This is a genomic window from Snuella lapsa (assembly GCF_039539345.1).
Classification (GTDB): Bacteria; Bacteroidota; Bacteroidia; order Flavobacteriales; family Flavobacteriaceae; genus Snuella; species Snuella lapsa.
Map to the genome: position 1 here is coordinate 1 of NZ_BAABCY010000006.1, position 22,632 is coordinate 22,632.

Here is a 22,632-nt window from a genome sequence, read left to right on the forward strand (position 1 = left end):
AGTTTTTATGTTTCGCAACACAAATTTCTAAAACCCCTATTTTTCCTCAAAAAAAAGTCAAGATGACTTCATTAAATAGCTATAAGTATATTTCTTAGAATTACTTGCTTTTACCAAATTAGATTTAACCTTTCTATTTAAGCTCCCATAGGTTTCTTCTAAATATTTTAAATACATGCTTAGTTGATTCTTTGTCATATAACCTATATATTCCGACACTATTTCTACTGCAATTGAATTTGCATCTTTTAATCTTTTAATCAAAAGGGTTCTGGAATTAATATCTATATAGGGGAATGCACTATAAAACAGATTTGTTGTTTTTTGGTCAGATAAAACATCAGTTGGTATCTTTTTTAAAATATAAGTTTTCGTTAAAGCATCTGTTGATTTAAATATCTCGGCAATCTGTTTTGAATGTTCTTTAAATTCTGTTTTATTTAATTGTTTCAAAGCATAAATTTGATAATCTCTGTAGGGCGCATACAAAAAGTATGCATTTAGAGCAGCAGAATGAATCGATTGCAAATATGCTTTCATTTTTTCTTTAGCCTCTCCATGTACAATGTGCCACAAGGTATAGCATGAATACAAGCCCCCTTTAACGACCGATTCCTTTATTTCCTTTTTGGTTGCTCCAGAAATCCCATCAAGATCTTTTGAATCTATATAAGAAGGAGAAACAGGTATTTTATCTATTAAATCAGTTATTTTTCTTCTTTTAAGAATAGAATTTTCATCTAATAATAGTTTATGAAGTTTTGCATAGTCTTCTTTTTCAAAAGCATCATGTTCGAACTTAGTAAGAGGAAGTTCTGGGTGTATACCGTAACCTACATAATTGCCTAGTAAATTCCAATAAACTTTAATATTGGCCAATTTGCACTCACCATCAGCACATACTGAAGTTTCTATGTCTGAGAAAAATAACCTAGGCTCTCCTTGACTGTTAGATAATAACCTAACATCATGACTTATTTGAGTATTATAAGAAGTATCTAAATGTTTTGCTGCAAATTTAAAAATGGGCTCATCCTTCGTAATGTCTTCCAATTCATTGGTCATGCTAAAAAACATGGGGTCGTAATCAGTTTTTTGATTTTGAAATCCCATGAAAATAAAAAAAGGAACTATGAACACTAAAGACTTATACATTATTATTGCTGCTTTTCTATTAAATTCAGATATTCTTTAAGATGTTTGGTATAAACTTCTCTTGGATTTACATGATACTTATTACATATAGCGGCTGCAAATCCTACCGCCGCACCCATTTGTCCGGTTGTTAGCATTACCCTAGGCCCTCCTAAGCCTATATGAGAGCAACTAAAATTTCGTCCAGCCATGAATAAATTGCCTATATTTTTAGAATATAAACTTCTATAAGGGATATAATATTTTTCCGTTTCATAAAAAATAGCTTCTGAAAGAAAATCCGGTTCCTCACTATCTTTTAAATTTCTTTGGTAATGAACATCTACTTCCCTTACTTCCTCAACCACAGCATCTTTAAACTTTGTATGGTTCTTTACATCATTAAAGGTATAAATGTAGTCTCCTATTAACCTTCTAGATTCTCTTTTCCCCACCAAATAAGACACCCATTGCAATTTATAATTCTTGTTTTCTTCTAATTTTTTCGCATTAGCAAATGATCCAAATATAGCACGCAACATATGGTCTCTTATCTGTTCTGCATCATGAATTTGGTGCAGATCATTTCTTGAAAACTCCCAATACCATTCACCTGCAATAGCTTTATGTCCTTTAGCTATACCTAAAGCCCAAGGTAACTGGGGGAAAGCATGCACTTCATTTGTTTTTTCATTTTGCCAAAGTACAGAGGATCCCATCACAAAATTATCTGCTTCTTCTGGACTCCACAACTCACCCCACTCATCCCAAGCTTCTCCATAGGTACTAGCACTTTCCCTACCATAAGAAAACTCAGCTCCGGCCCAAAAACCAATCCATCCATCACCAGTAGAATCAACAAAACGTGGTGCAGTAAAGCGAATTCGCTCTCCAGTAGCGGTATGTCTTGCATCAACATGTTTTATGATATTATCTTGTGACACAGCATCATAAGCTCTCCAATTTAAAAAGAGATCGATATTTTTAAAGCTCTTAACATTTTTATCGCGTTTTTCCTGGTCATATTTCGCCTTAAATGAACCATTGGGATAGTGCTTAGTATCAATCATTTTTAAGATACGTTCATACTTCCCATAGATACCCAAGGTATGTACTCGTATTTCTTCACTCGCATTGCCCCCTAATACAGGTCTATCGTGAATTAAAGCTACATTTAATCCCTGTTCAGCAGCTGCAATTGCAGCTGCACAACCCGCTAGGCCGCCACCTGTTATCACCAAATCGTATTCTTTTTGCTCTTTTGGAGCTATGGTTTCTCCTAACTTTGCCTTTCTCCACGCATCCAAGTTTGTTTCCGCATCGCTTGGTATTTTTTTTGACGTACTGAAATAGAGAGCGTCGCACCTACCGTTAAATCCTGTCAAATCGGATAGTTGTATGTCGACATCGTTAGATTTTATTTTTACTTTTCCAGCATACTCCCATGACCATCCCGTGGTAACACCTAATGTCTTCTTTAAAGCCTTCCCATTAACAATTATTTTAAATCGTCCAGGAGCTTCCCAATTTCCAGGAACCCAATTTTTAGTTCGAGCCCAAACATGATACGTTCCTTTTTCATTGAATGCTATTCTTGTAGTAGCATTTGCTACTGGAACCCCCATACCATGTGCCATTAAATATGGTGACCCCATTTGCTCAACAAACTGTGGATCTACTACCCACCCCCCTTTATCTATAAAGCTTTCTGCTTCTATCAATAAACTTTGCGCCTTACTATTAAAACATATAAGGTGCAAACCTATAAGCAGTATTAATTTTACTTTATTCATATTACGTCCTTTATTCGTAAACAAACCAAGCTGTTGCTGTACAATCTTTATTTGCTTTTAGTTGTATCCAATGTGCGCTAAATCCATCTGGGAATTTATGTTCTAAAGTTTCCCCAGATTTTAAACTAAACGTTTTGTACTCCACTGGTTCATCTAAATAATGATTGATATGAATAAGTAATGTTATTTCAGCATCCTTATCAACTTTTAATGTTAAGGCCTTCTTATCATAGCCAGTCATTAAATACATATCAGACAACTCATTAGCCTTTACTTTGGAGTTCTTCCATGGACCGCCTTCACCTATTGGTTTGCCAAAACTCCAAATATCATCAATGCCTCCAAACCAAAGACTGGCTTCACCATCTTCAGAGACATAAACATTCTCGGAAGCTTTTGCTTCTCTTTTAACACCACTTAATACCAAAAGACCATTCCATGTATTAAAATCGGAGATTTGTTTGCCATGGGTCGAGACCGGGCGCATCATTTTATATCGTGGTTCCTGTCCCACTTTAAATAAAGGTAACTCGTAAAAAGTACCTCCTATATTGGCTAATTCACGTTCAGATTCAACTTCACGTACTACCCTTGCAGTACCAGAAGGCATGATTTTAGAATAATTTCCATTGTCTTTTGGCAACCTTAATCTATAATTTTTGGCATTAAGTATAATTGACGCATCATCCTCAGACCAAATATTTTTCATCTTCAACGCTTCGGCAGCTGTACTATCCGTTATATTTTCAATAAAATTAAAATTGAATTTAGTAAATTCAAGCTCTTTTGTCTTATTAAATTGACCATTTTCAATTGTTCCGTTATAAACGCTTAAATTGAAATTGGTTTTATTAGTATAGAGCTTGGCATGATTTACCTTTCCTGAATAATCTATATCAGCTAAAGCTGAAAATAATTCCTTCCCTTCTGAAGCATCTTTTAAATTTGAATCTGTTAAATGAACTGAGGCCGTTACTTTTGATGATGTCTCAGGAATCAACCTTAACCATTCTGCCTTCAAAGATGTATCGAAAATGTAATAGTTGTAGTTTCCAGCTTCTAGATCTATATCTTTAAGCTTGGTCCAATTATTATCTCCATTTATATCAATTTCCATGGTAATTTTAACAGGTTTATCTGTATGATTTTTAAAATGAACTATTCTGTTATCAAACCCTGATATTAAAAATTGGTCTGAAAGTTTATTTGCAGAAACCTCTTCTTTTAACCAAATGGCTCCATACCCCGATGCTGGCCCCCAATTAGATAGTTGTTCATAACTACCAAACCATAAATTTGATTGTGGTTGTCCTGCTAAAGGATTTCCTTGGATACTTGTCTCATCTGTGGCCAAAACAATTTGACCGTTCCAGTTTACAAAATCTGGGATGTATCGTAAATGTGAACCCATGGGCTTAATCCCTGCCGTATTGGCTGCTGAAAATGTCTCTGGAAAATCAAAGAACATACCATGCATATCCATCATCATTTTACCATTCCCAACTGATCTTATACGTGGCCATTCTGTAAACCAACCATGTGGCGGATCGTTATTATATGTGGCTTTAGGCAATAAATAGGTACACCATTCTCCTTGATCTAACACTTTTAGTCTAACTGATTTATTATCCCATCCCATTGCCCAAAGAGGCGATTGATCATTGGGGATGGCATAAATACCATGCTTGGTGGTTATATCGGTATATTGTCTTCTTTCTACAACTTTAAAATTGTCTCCGTCAAATTCTGCCAAAATACCCAAGTTTTCAGGCCCAAAAACATTATCTTTTTCAATCTTCCAACTATCCATCCACTTGTAGTGCTCACTTTCCCAATCGTCGTTATCGTGGGTAACACGCCCCTCACTGGCGTGCTCTCCGTTATTGGCTAGAACCAGTTTTCCTTGACTGGTGTATCCTCCTTTACCATGCCAACCTGGTAAGGGGTCCTGAAATAATTTATTGACTTTCAGTGTATGTACATTAACTTCATAGAGCATGCCTTCCATATCATAATAATACACCATGTTCCCAGGATCTTTTAAATGGCGGGCAATAGCAGTTAGTCGTCCCTCCATATCCTTGATCGGGATCACCCTCACATTCCCCGTACTATCAATAACATAAGGACCAATTAATAGCTGATTGGATTCCTTATGTACCATCCGTGCTGCCGGTGTGCCTCCTATACTCCCCTCAAAGATCTGCATGTTCTTATCCTGATCTATAATATAAAGCTTATGCTCACTGCCCTTAGGCCGATGAGCTGCATAGTTAATCATATAGAGTTTACCATTCCATTCTGCCAAGGCGCCGATACCACATTCATTTCCAAGTTTATAGATACCATTGGCTCTGCCATGTGCATAAGTGGTTAGGTGGGGATAAATTCCGCTAATTTCCCTGTTACCAGAAACATTTGTTATCTCACCATTCTTAACAGCAAACTTTGCTGTTTCCACATTGTTTTGTTCAACCTGCGCTTTCTTTAAATTACACGCGGCAACTAATAGGGCTAAGCATAGTGGTTGTACTACCTTAAAAATTTGTTTTCTCATTTGTTTATTTTATTATTTTAACAACCAAAGACATTCTCTCTGCAAGCATATTAAACTATAACTGTATTTTAAAAAATCCCCGAAAATCGATTCCTCGGGGACTTTCACAAACTAAATTTGATTAACTCAAAAACATCTAACTAAAAATTATTAATATCCATCGTTTTGACCTAAATTTGAATTTAAAAGCACATCGGCTGAAGGTATCGGCCACAGGTATTGGTGGATTGGAAAATTTATTTCATTTAAAGTTCTGGCTAAACCTGCTTCTACCAAAGGATCGAAATCGGCTATACCATCTTCATCAATTTCTGGTGTCATACCCCAAAACCACAATCCGGGTTCTACGACATCTTCAACAATACTACCAATATTTGCCATTCCATAAGTCTTTCCTGAAAGCACCTTTTCGGCCAATCGCCAACGAATCAAATCCATATATCTTAGACCTTCGTTGGCAAACTCTGCACGCCTCTCATTTCTTACAATATACCTTAATTCTGCTTGATCTGTTGTTGTAACCGCAGGATTAGAGAAATTTGAATCGGCATAGGCCCTGTCTCTAACTTCATTAATAGCAGTAAGCACACTGCCATCAATCTGATCCAATTCAATTTTTGATTCAGCATACATTAACAGCACATCGGCATACCTCATAATAATATGGTTATTTTCGGCGGTTACAGGTGCTTTCCATGTTTCATCGATAAATTTCTTCCAAAGCAAGCCATTAAATGATGCGAAAGACCTGTTAGTTCTTGTGTCATGATTAAACCTCATTTGCCCCGTACTATAATCGAATACCTCTAATCTCTCTGGATGGGGTGTATATTCTATATTCATAAAATTAGAACCGTCACTCGGGTCTAAGCCATCACCATCTTCCAAAGAACCAAATGGGACAATAGTCGCCAAACATCTTGGGTCTCTATTTTTAAATGGGTTACGAGGATCAAATAAAGGAGATTCATCTATAGGTAAACCATCAACACATTCATAAGATGCCAACAACTCCCATGTAGGTTGCTTTGCTCCCCAACCTCCATGCGTTCTTGGTAGAAAATCTGGCAAATTGTCATTTCTGTTTACACCTAATGCATCACTTCTGGGAATATAAAATATAAGTTCATCAGATGTCTTTGTACCCGAAAGAAATAAATCGCCATAATTAGGATGTAATGCATATTCATTTAAATCCATACAATCTTGTGCAGCCTCTGCTGCAATGGCATGGTCTCCCATATACAAAGCAATTCTAGCTTTCATAGCCATGGCCGCTCCTTTGGTTGCATATTGCAATCCGGAATATGACACAGGAAGGTTTGCTATAGCATTATCGTAATACTCGTAAACTTTTTGCAAAATATCGGCTTTGTTTGTTCTACCAATTTCAAAGGCTTCATCAACCGACAGCGCATCCTCAAAAAAAGGAACATCGCCATAATGTGTAATTAAGTAACTCCAAAAAGAGGCTATAAAAAAGTTGGCTTCTCCTAAAAAGGTCTTGGCCTCATTATCTGTTAAAACCCCATTCTGGTTTTCAATTTGCTTTTTAATTGAAATTAGCCTTGAAATCCCTTTGTATTTATCAGACCATCTTGCTGCTGCCCGACCGTCTTCAGAATTTAAAGTTCCCGCTTTTATAGCATCTAAAGCGTCCCTCCTCTGAAAATCGTCATCAACACCGTTAGAAGATTCATCTTTCACCCATTGAAACAACCTATAACCTTCATTCAACCCTTCCCTAAACTGGATTTTACTGGTAAAGGGCGCAGTAGTAGGGGCATCTAATGGCACCAAATCCAACTCCGTGCAAGAATTTACTATAAGTAGTAGTAGAAACGTTATTTTGTATATATGTTTTTTCATCTCTTTATATTTAAAAATTAGCTTTTAACCCTACAATTATAGATTTCGTTAAGAAATAATCTATCCCTGAAGTTTGTTCTGGATCAACGCCATTAGGAAGTTTATCAAACGTAAATAAATCGTTACCCGTAATGGATAGCCTAAGGTTTGTTAATCCTACTTTCTCTAGGGGGCTATTAGGTAAGGTATACCCCAATGACAGGGTCTTAATTCTTAGGTAGGCTCCATTTTTTAACCAAAAATCTGAAAACCGATAATTATTACCTGCTGATGTCTCAGACAATCTTGGGTACTTTACATTTTGATTAACTTCTGGTGTATTATTAACACTCCAATAACTGCTAGCGTACTCTTTGCTTGGTGTTAACCATGACTCGAGAAATGGACGCACAAAACTTTGGGACAGGTAAAAGTTTTGCTTACCTACACCTTGAAAGACCACCCCTAAATCGAATCCTTTATAAGCCATATTAATTCTTCCGCCATAAATGTATCGAGGCGCAGAGCTTCCTAAGAATGTTCTATCCAAATCGTTGATTATGCCATCTGGCTCACCATCAGGACCACTGATGTCTTTATATTTAACATCTCCAGGGCTCACGGATGCATTGGTAACCGGCGAATTATCTACGTCTTCCTGTGTTTGAAATAGTCCATCTGACTGTAATCCATAAAATTCCCGAAACTCATGTCCCTCTTCTGATAATGTTACCCCACTAAAAAGACGTTTCCCGTTAATATTTCCAATAATGGATTCTGCATCCGAAATATTAAATGAAATGGCATAATCAAAATCATCCCCTATATTATCTTTCCAAGATGCCGTTGCTTCCCAACCTTTGGTGGTCATACTTCCGACATTTACTACTGGATCTTCAAAACCTACTAAATCTGGAACACTCAAGCTTAACAGCATGTCTCTTGTTTCCTTAATAAAATATTCGCCTTCTAAAGACAATTTGTTATTAAACAAACCTAGCTCTACTCCAAAATTCTTGGTAGCCGTTGTTTCCCATCTAATGTTAGGAGTCGTTAAGAACAACTGTGATAGGGCTCTAACCTCCTCTACATTTGATCCATTGGCTATTAATGCATTTTGAATTTGCAATAAGGTTAAATATAAATAGTTTCCTAAACGATCATTTCCCAGTTCACCGTAAGAACTTTTTAGTTTTAAATAGGAGATAGGCGATTCTAAGGATTTCATAAATTCTTCGTTAGAAACTGTCCATGCTGCAGAGACAGAAGGGAAAGTACCCCATCTATAATCACTTCCAAATCTTGAAGAGCCATCTCTCCTTATCGCTGCTGACACATAATATTTATTATCAAAGCTATAATTGACCCTTCCAAAAAGAGAAGAATATGCAAGTTCAGACACAGATGTGCCATTGTCGAATATTTCGGCTGTTGTTGACTGATTCAAATATGGGAAATCTGGACTAACAAATCTATCTCCTAATACGCCTAAATTTTCGGTTTTAGACCCTCTTTCTTCAAAACCTCCAAGGATTTTTAAACCATGCTTACCAAAAGATTTATCGTAATTCACTAAGGCTTGTAATGTAACAGCCGTAAAATCATATCGAGATTCTCTTAATTGATTTACAGTTTGTCCAGGGATAAGTGTACCCTCACCTATTTGTTCAGGATCGTCAGCATCCCAATACCTAACTTCCTTGGAAAATGACTTTCCTTTTGTAAAGGTTGCCGTAGGCGTAACATTCAAAGAGAATTTTAAATCTTCTATGGGTTTGTAATATAATCCTATACGCCCTGTAAAGAGGTAGGAATCATTTTTAGAAAACCCACCTTCCTTAAAACGTAAATACCCATTATCACCACTTTTTCCTTCTGCATATCTGCCATCTTCCCATACAGCCGGATATATCGGTGCGGACTGCAACGCGCGTCCCGTTGGGTTAAAAATAGGGTTGTTTGTTTTAACCAGTCTAAAGTTAATATCCGCCAGGGCACCAAACTTTTCCGAAATTTTAAAATCATTGTTCACCCTTGCCGTTACACGACTCCAGTCCCTCTGTTTGTAAAACGCATTTTGATATTCGTAACCAATAAAAATATTGGATTTTAATTTTTCCGTACCACCAGAAATATTAATATTATGTCTATAGCCTGTTGAATTTTTCTTTAACATAAGACTGGCCCAATCGGTATCGGGATATTCATTCCGGTTGGAAGCCGCCTCTCCCGTAATATATTTATTTACCCTATCTTCAGACCAAATAGGGTATAAATCACTGCCATTCCCATCATCGTTCCATGATTTTTCATTATCCATCTGCAAGTACTGCAAAGCTCCTACATATTCACGCTCTCTAGTGGGTGTATTAATAAAATAATCACCACTATAGCTAAATCTAAAAACACCTTCTTTAGCGCGCTTAGTTGTTATAATAATAACACCTGCCGCAGCTCTTGACCCATAAATAGCAGCTGCAGCTGCATCTTTTAATACTGATATGCTCTCTACCTGATCTGCCGTAACGTCATTTATACTTCCTGGCACATCGTCAATAAGCACTAACGGATCATTGCTTCCCTGAAGTGTTGTATTACCTCTTATTCTAATGGTGTTTCCTCCACCTGGCTCTGAACTTGATCTCGTTATCCTAAGTCCTGCAACCGATCCTTGAAGTGCATTGGAAATATTGGTCGTACTTCTTTCTGTGATAGCATCTGCTTTAATGGTGGCTATGGAACCTGTTATATCCTTCTTTGCTATGGTACCATAACCCACAACCACCACTTCTTCTAGTGCTGCTGCATTTTCTTTTAATACAAGATTGATATTTTGCTGATTTTGCAATACTACTTCCTGGGTTACAAAACCTAAATAGGATATTATCAAGGTGGCATTTCCATTCGCTACCGTTAAATTAAAGTTGCCATCAAAATCAGACTGTACGCCATTGGTGGTACCCTTTTCTAAAATATTGGCACCTGCCAAAGGAACTCCATCTTGATCTTTTACCACACCCGAAACCTTAAAACCTTGTATTTCGGTGGCATTACCTTTTGATGGCATTACATTTATTTTATCTTTGGTTTTAATAACAACCTGTCTGTCATCAATTTTAAAGTCCAGATTGGTTTTCGAAAATGCGCTTTCCAGTATAGTTTCCAGCTTCGCATTTTTTAATTTTAGAGATATTTTTTGATTACCTTCTAAAACCTTGTCATTGTAAAAAAAGATGTACTCACTTTTACTTTGAATAACCTTAAAAAGTTCCTCCAAAGTCACCCGTTTAACATTGACATCGATCTTTGTTTGTGTATAGGAATGGTTGGCATAAGCGCTCGATAAACCAATACAGATAAAAAGTAAAAATACCCTCATAGCTGACATTAAATAACAACCAATAGCATTTTTACAGCTATTAGCTGGTGCGCTGATTATTTTATTCATATTTTTGTTTTTTGGTGAATTAATATTGCCCTTTCAGGCAGTGTTAGTTTTTAAGTCGGATCATGTTGGCGCATATCCGGCTTTTTTGTAATGTTTAGTTTAAAGTTTAGTCAAGTCATAGGCTGTATTCATTTTTAGTTAATATTTATTTTATTCCCTTCTATCGTATAATTGAAATTTGTTGTTTCTTTTATAATGTTTAGCACCTCACTTATATCATCTTTCAATTCAAGGTGTCCGGTAAATGTGTCATTATTCGTATTTAATTTAAATCCATTGTCTCCCGGTTCTATTTTTACATTATAGTATCGCGACAACTTTTTAAATATGGTGGTTAAGTAGTCCTTCTTAAAAATAAACACCCCTTCTCTCCATGAGAAATACGGCGTCACATCCACTGCTTTCGACGTTATCGCTGCCTGTTCTTTATTAAACTCCGCCATGGTTCCAGGGGTAATCTTTAAATATTTCGATTTGTTTTTTTCACTGTTGTCTGAATATCTAATTTTTACACTCCCGCTTTTCAAGGTAGTTTGTACCACCTGATCTTCAGGGTAACTACTTACATTAAAAACAGTCCCCAACACCTCAACGGCATTATCTTTGGACAACTGAACTATAAAAGGATGCTCGGCATCATGAGCTACCTCAAATATGGCCTCTCCTTCTAAATAAATCTCACGGCTATTACCTGTAAATTTAGCCGGATAGATCAGTTTAGATCCGGAATTTAGCCAAACTAAACTACCATCGGATAATTTTAATTGCGTCCGCTTACCGTAAGGCACTAAAAGGGTATTATAGTTTAGCTTTTCGTCATCTATACTCTGGCTTAAAGTTTTAGATTGTCCCAGGCTAACCTTTTCACCTGTATTAGAATATGCTACCTCTGAATTATCACCATCAAGGCTTACGCTTTCGTTATCATTTAGGATCAACACAACCTCATTAGAACCATTAACATCTACTGATTCTGAACTCTCGACAAATTTCAGGAGATTATCTCCTGCATCTTGATTCAAGTACACCCTTACAAAAAGAAACAACACGATCGAGGCTGCCATGGCATAGGCATAACGCCATTGCTTCTTTCTAGAATTAAAATGGAGGATGGATTTTTTTATGCGATGCTTTAACTGTTCTTTTTCCTGATCTGTTAAAGATATATGCTCTATGTTATCTGTAGGTTTCATGTTTATGTTATTGTATCACTATCATTTTAGCGTGGTATTTAACGCCCTCTATATACAATAAGCAAACATCTAACTATTTATAGACAGATTTTTTGAACTTTTTTTAAAAAATTTTAAAAATCCCCCAAATTAACAAGGACGATTCCCGAAGAATTTTAATAGCCCTATATACTATGGTCCTGGCAGTAGCCACCGAAACCCCCATTATTTTTGCGATCTCTTCGTATGTTTTTTCCTGATTGTATCTTAAAAAGATAACTTCCTTTTGCTTTTGAGTCAGCTTATTCAAAGCACTTAAAAGCCAAACTTTTTTTTCGTTAACGGATTCTTCCTTAATAATTTTCTTTTCCCAGGATTCTGTATAATTTTTATCCATCGAAGCCTCTATATCGGAAATATCGTTATCTATCCATACGCCCTTTTCCGAATACTTTTTGTTGATCTTCCTTTTTAAGGATTTAAATAAATAAAACCGTACGTTATCTGTCGGAGACAATTTTGACCGGTACTTATACAGATCGACAAAAAGATCATGAATACAATCCATGATATAACCTTTATCATACACTTGCTTGATACCATAGGCATAGAGGTCGTCTATAAAAAGATCATACAACCCCTCTAAAGCATTAACCTGTCCTTTTCTAAGGTTTTCCCAAAAGATTATTTCTATGTTATCTTTTTTATCCATTGCTCAATGAGGTAATCGAAAGCATTTCTACTCTTAGAAGTCAAGTATCAGTCTATAAAATTTTATTTAAACGCAATTATTGGAGGCAGCAATTTAATACCTATTAAATACAAATGTATTAAATCTTTGTATTATCCATAACCGGAAACCCGATCTTAGTCATTAATTGGTTCAATTACCAGATGTTTTGTACTTTTGATAGGCATTAAAACAATGACCCATGCAACACGTAAAAGATTACATAGACACTCATAAAGATCGTTTCTTAAACGAGCTCATAGCGCTTCTAAAAATCCCATCCATTAGTGCTGATTCCACCTATAAAGGTGATGTCTTAAAAACTGCTGAAGCTGTAAAAATCCAACTCCAAAATGCTGGCTGCGACACGGTAGAAATTTGTCAAACACAAGGCTTTCCTATTGTGTATGGAGAAAAGATCATTGACAAAAACCTCCCCACGATACTGGTATACGGACATTACGATGTACAACCACCGGATCCTTTGAATTTATGGGATTCGGCACCATTCGAGCCTGTTATTAAGAAAACAGATCTACATCCGGAAGGGGCCATTTTTGCACGTGGAGCCTGTGATGATAAGGGACAAATGTTTATGCATGTAAAGGCCATGGAATTCATGACCCAAACCAACCAACTGCCTTGCAATGTAAAGTTTATGATCGAAGGCGAAGAAGAGGTTGGCAGTTCGAACTTAGGTGATTTTGTAAAAGCAAATCGTGACAAACTAAGTAACGATGTTATTTTGATCTCTGATACCGGAATGATTGCTAAAGACATCCCCTCTATAACTACCGGATTGCGCGGATTGAGTTATGTTGAGGTTGAAGTAACCGGACCTAACAGGGATTTACATTCAGGATTATATGGCGGTGCCGTGGCCAATCCAATAAACGTATTAACTAAAATGATCGCTTCCCTACACGATGAAAACAACCATATTACGATTCCCGGTTTTTATGACAAGGTAGACGTTTTATCGAAAGAAGAACGGGCCGAGATGGCTAAAGCGCCCTTCTCATTAGAGGTTTACCAAAAAGCACTGGACATTGATGCCGTATATGGCGAAACAGGTTATACCACCAACGAACGCAATTCCATTCGCCCGACTCTTGATGTTAATGGTATTTGGGGAGGATACACCGGGGAAGGTGCCAAAACGGTTATTGCCAGTAAAGCCTATGCTAAAATATCGATGCGCCTGGTACCAAATCAGGATTGGGAAGAAATTACCGAGCTATTTAAATCGCATTTTGAAAGCATTGCTCCAAAAGGGGTCACAGTTAAAGTGATACCCCATCATGGTAGCCAGGCGTATGTAACACCTATAGATTGTATTGGTTATCGGGCAGCTTCAAAAGCCTATGAGACTACTTTTGACAAAACACCAATTCCCCAGCGAAGTGGCGGCAGTATTCCAATCGTTGCTCTTTTTGAAAGAGAACTAAAAAGCAAGACCATTTTAATGGGCTTTGGTTTGGACAGCGATGCCATCCATTCGCCCAACGAGCATTTTGGAGTCTTTAATTATTTAAAGGGTATTGAAACCATTCCCTATTTCTATAAATATTTTACAAAGCTGTCACAATAATATTATCAGGGTCCTTGATTTAAAGCGGGGACTCTGTTTTTTTATGTATTTTTGACTTCAAAATAAAACCAAACCGGCTTAGTGAACTACCGGTTATTCACTTATAGCAATTTCATGCGTAACAACCATTTTAACCACCTTTTACAACTTTTACTTGCCACACTTTTTATCAGTACCTCAGGCGCCCTGGGAAAATTTATAGACCTTCCCATTCCCATAACTATTTGGTGCCGTTCTGCTATTGCATTACTGTTATTGTACGCCTTCTGCCGATATAAAAATATTAGCCTGACCATTCGTTCTAAACGCGACCTGGTACCAGGCATAATTAGCGGTTTATTGTTATGCACTCACTGGATTACGTATTTCTATGCGCTTAAGTTGTCTAACGTAGCCATAGGGATGTTATCCCTTTTTGTATATCCTATATTTACCGCACTTCTGGAGCCTCTGTTCATCAGGACTAAATTTGACCCTATATACATCGTTTTAGGGTTCATGGTCCTGTTTGGCATTTACCTGTTAGCTCCTGAATTTGATATAGAAAACGCACATGTTAAAGGCATATTATTTGGGCTATTCTCATCATTGTGTTACGCCTTGCGGAACATCCTTTCAAAAAAGCTCGTAACGCATTACAGCGGATCTTCCATTATGCTTTTTCAAATGTTTGTGATAAGTATTGTATTAGTCCCTTCTATGTTCGTAATGGATGGTTCCAACTTAAGTACCCAGTTTCCTTATGTTATTTTTCTAGCGGTACTTACCACAGCTGTCGGACATACGATGCTGATATACAGCTTAAGGCACTTTACAGTAAGTACTGCCAGTATTATTAACAGTATGCAGCCCATTTTGGGTATTGTTATCGCTTTTATTTTTTTAGGAGAGATTCCCACATGGAACACCTTTTTTGGCGGACTCATCATTCTATCAACAGTAGTAATTGAGAGTCTCCGATCACAAAGTAAGTCCGCCTAAAAAAAGTGCCAACACTAAATTTGTTTATGGTAACTGCGAATACCCTTTTCGCATTTTCCAAAGAAAGTATTTTTCAAAAAGTACTTTAGAGAAATCGTAAAAGATGTTCGGGATCATAATGGCAAACTTTCTAGGTTTAAACAGCTTATCACTTAATATGATCACCTCTTTTTTACCGGCATCCATGACACATATTCCGGGAATTTTACCCCAGGCCTTTTTTTTCAATTCTGTTTTTCCCCGGGTTACCCGTATAATATTCTCTGCTACTATTTTTCCAGTCTCATCGGATGGATAGCCTGTTTTAGGACCAGAAAACGGCACCTTACCCGGTTTAAAAGGTAATTTTACATCCACCGCAATACCTGCAGCCCAAACATTATTATAATCTACATGCCTATAGTCTTCCCCTACTGGCAAATAACCATTAGCGGTTGCATGCAAATCTGGAGAGTTAGCCACAAAATCAACACCCACAAACGGCGGCATAAGCATCGTAAAACGACTAGGCAGTTCTTCTCCCGAGGTAAGCAACACCTTATCTTTAAAAACCTCTTTCACCCCCACTTCCGTGCGATAGTGAATGTTAAACATTTTCATAAAGGATTTTAACATGGTTTCTCCTCCCGGCATCCCATCAATTCCAAAATGTCCCAAATAGGTTTCGGGAGTAATCCAATATAAATCCACTTGTTTTCTAATATGTTGTTCGCGCAACCATTTTTCTATATTGAATAAAAACTCATAAGCAGCTCCCATACAACCCGCATTTTGAGTTGCTCCTATAACAATAGGACCCGGATTTTTCTTAAATTCTTCAAGAGCCTTTCTGGTTTTCATAGCACCATTAGGTGTTCCAATATAATGGGCAAACTCTTTTACACCGGGAGCTACATCGTACTTCACCTTAGGCCCTGTAGCAATCACCAAATGATCGTAAGCCACATCTCCTTTATCTGTCGCAACAATCTGCTTTTTAGCATCCACTTTAATAGCTTCAGTATTTAAAAACTCGACTCCTTTTTTTGTTAATACTGTATCCTTTCTAAACGAAATATCTTTTACCTCACGTCTTCCAAAAGGCACCCAAATTAACGAGGGAATAAATAAAAACAATGGCGACTTATCAACCACGATTACCCGATGATCTTTTTTACCTTTTCTCTTTATTTCCAAAGCGGCAGTCATTCCTGCAAAATTTCCACCAATTACTACTGTTGTTTTCATGATTTCCTGTTTTACACCATTAAAATTAATCTATTTGTTCAGCATAGAATGTTACAAAAGTCACACAACAAAGGCTTTTACAATCAATTTCATGCTCTACACTTGTAGAATTAAAAAAATTGCTCTACATTTGTAGAACACATTCTAAATATGTAGACATGCAATTATCAAAAACCGAAGAGGAACTAATGAATTATTTATGGAAGCTAAAACAAGCCTTCATGAAAGATATTTTGGATCAGTATCCCGAACCTAAACCGGCTTCAACAACGATTGCCACCCTTTTAAAACGCATGACGGAGAAAGGGTTTATAAGCTATAAGGTCTATGGTAAATCGCGGGAATATTATCCTTTGATAAAAAAAGAAGCTTACTTCTCCAAGCACGTAAACAGTCTTATAAAAACCTTTTTTAATGATAGTGCTTCTCAATTTGCTTCTTTCTTTACTAAAGAGACCAATTTAACAAAAGAAGAACTGGAACACTTAAAGACACTTATAGATAGCGAAATAAAAAAGAAGTAGTCATGATTTTATATGCTTTAAAATCCGGTATTTGCTTAGGCATTCTTTATGCGCTTTACAAACTCTTTTTAGAAAAAGAGGATATGCATCATTTCAAACGCTTTTATTTAATAGGCGCCTTACTGGCCTCAATAATCATTCCTGCCATTACGTTTACGGAATACATAGAAGTAATCCCCGAAGAAATACCTCTAGTGGTTTCAAATAATGTACCCCTCCAAATAGAGGTGGTAGCTCCGCAACAAAACTATTGGCCCGTTATTTTATGGAGCATCTATGGTCTGGGGCTTTTACTTTTTAGCATTAAATTCATAAAAAACCTATTAGATATAGGCTATAAAATAAGGCAAAACCCAAAGTACAAAACTCATAGGGTTACCAATGTGTTATTAGCGGAAACCGTTATTCCTCATACCTTTTTAAGTTATATCTTTTTAAACAAACGCAAGTTTGAATCGCAACAGATCCCCAAAGCCATATTATTACATGAGGAAGCCCATGCCATTCAAAAGCACAGTCTGGATGTACTATTCATTGAAATTGTCCTGATTGCCTTTTGGTTTAATCCGCTTGTTTATTTGATAAAACAAAGCATGAAGTTAAATCATGAATTCCTAGCCGATCAAACCGTTATTAATAAGGGGATTGCAACCCCTACATATCAAAATATTTTACTGGCATTCTCATCAAATGCCTCCTACTCACCCTTGGCGCACGCCATCAATCATTCATTAATCAAAAAACGATTTACAGTTATGAAAACACAAACATCCAAATTAGCCTTATGGCTACGACGTCTACTCGTCTTGCCTTTACTCACTATTCTAATCTATAGTTTTAGTAGTAAAGTTATTGTTGAAAAAAACCTAAGTCCTCAAGCTACAGAACAAGGAGCATCCGACGATAAAATAACAATACACATCGACAAGAACAATACGATTAGTATTAACAATAAACAGATTCTTCTTAAAGACCTTTCGAATGAACTCAAAATGATCATTCATCAAAGTAATGCGACCCCCAACGTTTATGTGGAAGTAAAAGGAACCTTATCCAATGCCTTTCTGTTCGACCTCAAAAAAGAAGTAGAAAAGGCAAATACCTCAATAACAGAAGTAAAAGCCAATTATATAGAAATGGATGAGCGTAGTGAGCATGCTAATTCATTTAAAGGTATTTCATTTACAACAACAGATTCCATTCACTTTACGACCAAAAAAGGAGAGTTTATACGTGGATATTCTGGATCACCGCATACAAAATCACCTCAAAAAGCAACAGACAAAGAGGATCATGATTCTATAACTATAAGAATTCCGAAAAGCAGCAACTATATTATCAATAGCAATGACCTAATGCTTATTTCAAAATATACCAATGATTTAATACAAAATAGCCAACAAAAAGCAACAGACAAAGAGATCACAGAATATAAACAATTTGTAAAAAAACTCAATGCGCTCCCTGAACGTCAGCGCATCATAAAACAAAAAGATCTGGTTCGTTTACAACATATTTATAATAAAATGTCCGAGGCACAAAAAAGGTCGGTCACACCATTTTATCAATTAGTCCTTCCTCCTCCACCTCCCCCACCAACGCCGGCTGAACCACAAAACCCTTCAAAAACATTATTAGATGCCAGGAAAAAATATGAAGAAAAGGCAGAAACCTATATGGAAGCTGTGCAGGGCTACAAAACCGGTGAAAGTAAATTTGACGAATTGCATAACCTTTATAAAGAAGTGATGTTGCTATACAAACAGTACAGCTCGTTATCCAAATCAGAAAACATTGCCTATAATTATTTAACCGTTCCTGATGGTGGCAAATTTGAGTTAAAATTATCAGACGGTACGAAAGTTTTTCTAGGATCAGGAGCTAAGTTAAAATATCCCGCTAAGTTCGTTAAAGGCCAAACACGAAAAGTTGAGTTAATTAAGGGGGAAGCTTATTTTGATGTAGCCAAGAGTGATGAATATGCAAACGCCTCTTTTATTGTTATTGTGAATGGCAAAGAAATAGATGCATCAAGAAAAAAATCAATTAAAAATTGATGTAATTTGTAAAATCACGCTTAAACTAATATGCAGTCTAAATCCGGTTAAATGAAATTTGATCGGATTTTTTCATGCATTAAATGTAACATTTACCATCCAATAACGTTCTAATAGTCAGTCAATCAAAAATCAATCACGTTATGTTAAAGCAATTTTTCATTATCTGCTCGGGTGCAGACACCGCTATTTTAGAACACTGCTCTAAAGGCGAACAAAATAAATATGCGGGTATTGGTGCCACGGTTTTCTTTACGGCCGTTATGGCCTGTATCGCAGCTATCTATGCACTATACATGGTATTTGACAATCTCTATACTGCTATTTTCTTCGGACTTATTTGGGGTTTGCTCATTTTTAACTTGGATCGGTATATTGTTTCTACCATCAAAAAAAGTGAGCATTTTACCAACGAACTTATTCAAGCATCCCCAAGAATTGTATTGGCTGTCATTATAGCCATTGTTATCTCCAAACCTCTAGAATTAAAAATTTTTGAAAAAGAGATCGATCAGGTCTTACTGGAACAAAAAAACGAATTGACTTTGGCCAACAAAACGCAAATAGCCAAACAATTTGATCCCTCTATAGACAATCTGAATAAAGAAATAACAAGCCTACAACAACAAATAGAGACCAAAGAGGGCGAAGTAAATGCGCTTTACGACACCTATATAAGCGAAGCCGAAGGTACCGCTGGCACCAAACTAAAAGGCAAAGGTTCTGTCTACAAGGAAAAACGTGATAAACACGATGCTCTCCTAGCGGAACTTAAGCAGTTAAAAACCGAGAATAAAACAAAAATAACTGCTGCCGAATCCCAAATAGCGATCCTTAAAAATGACTATGATGCGCAAGTCATGACAACGCAACCCATAATCAACAATTTTGATGGTTTAATGACACGCATTGATGCTTTGAACAAACTCCCCTGGCTACCTTCCTTCTTTATATTTCTGCTCTTTTTAGCCATTGAAACAGCACCCATCATTGCTAAACTATTAGCTCCAAAGAGTGCTTACGATTTTAAACTTGAAGATCAGGAAACTGCTGTAAAAACGGTAGTCCTTCAAAATAAAAGCCAAAGAGCCGTCCTCTTAAGAACCGAAAACGCCCTTAACGACCGTATTTATGAGGATATAAAACAAGAGGAAGAACTTTACAATTACAAACGCAAAAAGGCCCGGGAACTTCTACAGTTACAAGCAGATGCCTTTTTTAAACATCAAAAGAATGCCTTGTAGGCAACCCTAAAATAAACACGGAAACAGCTTTTCAAAACTTAAAAATTGGTTATTTTTAGTGAATCATAATGGCCTGCTCGTCAAAAGCACAGGCTTTCATAATTTTCCTATTAAAAACCAAACTATGAAAAGACTTATATGCGTTCTGTGTTTAATTGTATGCTTTTACAGTCAGGCACAAAGCTCGGAAGCAAAAGATAGAACAGCCATTCTCGACCTTATCGAAACCCAGAGACAGGCCTGGAACAATAACGATATTGAGACATTCATGGCCAGCTATTGGAAAAGTGATTCGTTAAAATTTTATGGCAGTAACGGGGTTACACACGGCTGGGAAAATACCCTGGCACGTTACAAAAAAAGTTATCCTACCAAAGCACATAAGGGGCATTTGGATTTTAAAATTAATGCCATTACAAAAATAAATGACGGAGCCTACTGTGTGATGGGCGAATACCATTTAACCCGTGATATTGGTAACGCCAATGGTATTTTTATGATCATTCTGAAAAAAATAGATGGTGCATGGAAAATTATTGCCGATACCTCCTGCTAAATTATGACCCCAACCGTTAGAAAAGCCACCTTAAAGGATCTACCCACGCTATTAGAGTTTGAACAGGGTGTCATTGAGGCGGAGCGCCCTATGGATCCCACCATAAAGGATGGCAATATTCATTATTACGATATAGCGGAACTCATTACAAGCGATCAATCGGAGGTATTTGTTGTTGAAATTAACAATGATATTGTTGCCTCGGGTTATGTTAAAATAAAGAGTGACCGCCATTACCTGAAGCATAAACAACAAGGCTATCTCGGCTTTATGTTCGTCCCTGAAAAGCATCGTGGCCAAGGTTTGAATAAACTAATCATTGATGCCTTAATAGCCTGGTGCAGCAACCGTAACATCTTCGAAATACGGCTCGATGTTTATAATGATAACATCCCAGCCATAAAAGCTTATGAAAAAGCCGGTTTTAAAAAACATATGATCACCATGCGATTGGATATTAAAAACGATACCCTATAATTCTGTTTTAATAACACTCTTATTCCTAAACGCCATCGAAAATGCGCTAATTTAACAGATGACGACTACGCTAAGCCAAACGGATTTTCTATAGAAAATGCGGGTTCGGTAAACCACTGTGGCCCTTGTTCCGTCATATAAATATGATCTTCAAGACGAACCCCAAACGCTCCGGGCACACAAAGCATCGGTTCGTTACTAAAACACATCCCCGGTTTTAAAACCGTTGCATTGTCTCTAACAATGTAGGGGTGTTCATGAATATCCAGGCCTATACCGTGCCCCGTTCTATGGGGTAAACCGGGTAGGTTATAATCAGGTCCGAGACCATGAGATTCAATAAGCTTCCTTACTTCCCTATCGACCACATCACAGGTCACTCCCAATTGAGCCGCCTGAAAAGCCGCCTGCTGCGCTTCTTTTTCGATATTCCAAATTCTGGTCTGTTCTTCATTTGGTTCGCCAAACACATAGGTTCGCGTTATATCTGAAATATAATCGTGCAATACACATCCTGTATCCACTAACACCATTTCATTTGCTTCCAATCTTTTAGGAGCTTTAACCCCATGGGGAAATGATGAATCCACACCAAATAACACAATACAAAAGTACGACCCCGAAGGAATTCCGTAGCATTTATGAGCTTCGTGAATAAAATCTTCTACTTCCTTAGCGGTAATGCCAACGCGTAAAATCCTTGCTGCCGCCTTTTGTACCTCCATGGTAATATCCATGGCTGTTTTCATAATAGCAATTTCAGCCTTCGATTTTATTATCCGACACCCGGAAGTGATGGGTTTCGCATTTTCTAAATGGAGATTGCTTTGTATTTTTAGAATACCGTCGATAACAAAAAAGGGGGTTATTTCATCCATTAAGACAACGCCTTCATGAACACCATTGTCGGATAAAATATTAATGAACAAAACATAGGGCGACTCGTGCTCCTGCCAACCATGCACTTCACCTTCTATTTGCATAAAGTCCAAAATAGTACCTCTTTCAAACTCGGGTGCTATATAATGCAGGCTTCCATCAGCAAATAAAATGGCTCCTACCATACGTTCACTGGAATTCCATCGCGTCCCCGTAAAATAGTACAGATTAGTCCCGGCATGTAAATAAACAGCCCGAACTTGTTCAGCTTTCATTAGTTTACAGGCTTTATCAATGCGCTCTTGAAACTCCTTTGTTTCTATAGGTTTTGCCAAATGAGCCATGGGCTTTATCGCCTTTAATTCGTCTTCAATAGTCGATCCGCCAATTCCGTATCTGTTCATATATTTTAAT

16 protein-coding genes are annotated in these 22,632 nt (G+C 37.1%); 7 read left to right on the forward strand and 9 right to left on the reverse strand.

Going from position 1 to position 22,632, the window contains the following annotated elements; translation table 11 throughout:
* Positions 1–57 precede the first annotated feature (57 nt).
* From ABD792_RS00455 to ABD792_RS00485, 7 genes are all read right to left on the reverse strand, one after another.
* Positions 58–1,155, reverse strand: coding sequence for a hypothetical protein (locus ABD792_RS00455; protein WP_345003723.1), 1,098 nt, complete (start codon positions 1,153–1,155; stop codon positions 58–60).
* 2 nt (positions 1,156–1,157) lie between these two features.
* Entirely contained in the window at positions 1,158–2,927 is a 1,770-nt protein-coding gene (locus ABD792_RS00460) for an FAD-dependent oxidoreductase (protein WP_345003724.1), read from the reverse strand.
* A 10-nt stretch (positions 2,928–2,937) separates the two neighbouring features.
* Positions 2,938–5,484: a hypothetical protein gene (locus ABD792_RS00465; protein WP_345003725.1), complete on the reverse strand. Its 2,547-nt coding sequence runs from the start codon at positions 5,482–5,484 to the stop codon at positions 2,938–2,940.
* A 150-nt stretch (positions 5,485–5,634) separates the two neighbouring features.
* Positions 5,635–7,353, reverse strand: coding sequence for a RagB/SusD family nutrient uptake outer membrane protein (locus tag ABD792_RS00470; RefSeq protein WP_345003726.1), 1,719 nt, complete (start codon positions 7,351–7,353; stop codon positions 5,635–5,637).
* Between the two features lie 10 nt (positions 7,354–7,363).
* Positions 7,364–10,780 carry a TonB-dependent receptor gene (locus ABD792_RS00475; protein WP_345003727.1) on the reverse strand — a complete coding sequence of 1,139 codons (3,417 nt, stop codon included), beginning with the start codon at positions 10,778–10,780 and terminating at the stop codon, positions 7,364–7,366.
* A 134-nt stretch (positions 10,781–10,914) separates the two neighbouring features.
* Complete coding sequence (locus ABD792_RS00480; protein ID WP_345003728.1) at positions 10,915–11,973, reverse strand: FecR family protein; 1,059 nt, start codon at positions 11,971–11,973, stop codon at positions 10,915–10,917.
* A 103-nt stretch (positions 11,974–12,076) separates the two neighbouring features.
* Positions 12,077–12,664 (reverse strand): RNA polymerase sigma factor, encoded by a 588-nt coding sequence (locus tag ABD792_RS00485; protein ID WP_345003729.1) that lies wholly within the window; start codon positions 12,662–12,664, stop codon positions 12,077–12,079.
* A gap of 220 nt (positions 12,665–12,884) precedes the next feature.
* Here ABD792_RS00485 and ABD792_RS00490 point away from each other — a divergent pair, with 220 nt between their 5' ends.
* Both ABD792_RS00490 and ABD792_RS00495 read left to right on the forward strand, forming a co-directional pair.
* Positions 12,885–14,273 carry a dipeptidase gene (locus ABD792_RS00490; RefSeq protein WP_345003730.1) on the forward strand — a complete coding sequence of 463 codons (1,389 nt, stop codon included), beginning with the start codon at positions 12,885–12,887 and terminating at the stop codon, positions 14,271–14,273.
* A gap of 114 nt (positions 14,274–14,387) precedes the next feature.
* Complete coding sequence (locus ABD792_RS00495) at positions 14,388–15,254, forward strand: DMT family transporter (protein WP_345003731.1); 867 nt, start codon at positions 14,388–14,390, stop codon at positions 15,252–15,254.
* Positions 15,255–15,278: 24 nt separating this feature from the next.
* Here the strand turns inward: ABD792_RS00495 and ABD792_RS00500 are convergent, their stop codons facing one another.
* Positions 15,279–16,481 carry an NAD(P)/FAD-dependent oxidoreductase gene (locus tag ABD792_RS00500; RefSeq protein WP_345003733.1) on the reverse strand — a complete coding sequence of 401 codons (1,203 nt, stop codon included), beginning with the start codon at positions 16,479–16,481 and terminating at the stop codon, positions 15,279–15,281.
* A gap of 158 nt (positions 16,482–16,639) precedes the next feature.
* On the opposite strand from ABD792_RS00500, the gene ABD792_RS00505 reads away from it, so the two are divergent.
* The 5 genes from ABD792_RS00505 to ABD792_RS00525 all read left to right on the forward strand — a co-directional run bounded on the left by ABD792_RS00505 (position 16,640) and on the right by ABD792_RS00525 (position 21,339).
* Positions 16,640–17,005: a BlaI/MecI/CopY family transcriptional regulator gene (locus ABD792_RS00505; RefSeq protein ID WP_345003734.1), complete on the forward strand. Its 366-nt coding sequence runs from the start codon at positions 16,640–16,642 to the stop codon at positions 17,003–17,005.
* Between the two features lie 2 nt (positions 17,006–17,007).
* Positions 17,008–19,062, forward strand: coding sequence for a M56 family metallopeptidase (locus ABD792_RS00510; protein WP_345003735.1), 2,055 nt, complete (start codon positions 17,008–17,010; stop codon positions 19,060–19,062).
* Between the two features lie 143 nt (positions 19,063–19,205).
* On the forward strand, positions 19,206–20,306 hold the full coding sequence (locus ABD792_RS00515) for a DUF4407 domain-containing protein (RefSeq protein ID WP_345003736.1): 1,101 nt from the start codon (positions 19,206–19,208) through the stop codon (positions 20,304–20,306).
* A 124-nt stretch (positions 20,307–20,430) separates the two neighbouring features.
* Complete coding sequence (locus tag ABD792_RS00520) at positions 20,431–20,862, forward strand: YybH family protein (RefSeq protein WP_345003737.1); 432 nt, start codon at positions 20,431–20,433, stop codon at positions 20,860–20,862.
* Positions 20,863–20,865: 3 nt separating this feature from the next.
* Positions 20,866–21,339 carry a GNAT family N-acetyltransferase gene (locus ABD792_RS00525; RefSeq protein ID WP_345003738.1) on the forward strand — a complete coding sequence of 158 codons (474 nt, stop codon included), beginning with the start codon at positions 20,866–20,868 and terminating at the stop codon, positions 21,337–21,339.
* A gap of 65 nt (positions 21,340–21,404) precedes the next feature.
* On the opposite strand, the gene ABD792_RS00530 is transcribed toward ABD792_RS00525, so the two are convergent.
* Complete coding sequence (locus tag ABD792_RS00530; protein WP_345003739.1) at positions 21,405–22,622, reverse strand: M24 family metallopeptidase; 1,218 nt, start codon at positions 22,620–22,622, stop codon at positions 21,405–21,407.
* Positions 22,623–22,632: the final 10 nt, after the last annotated feature.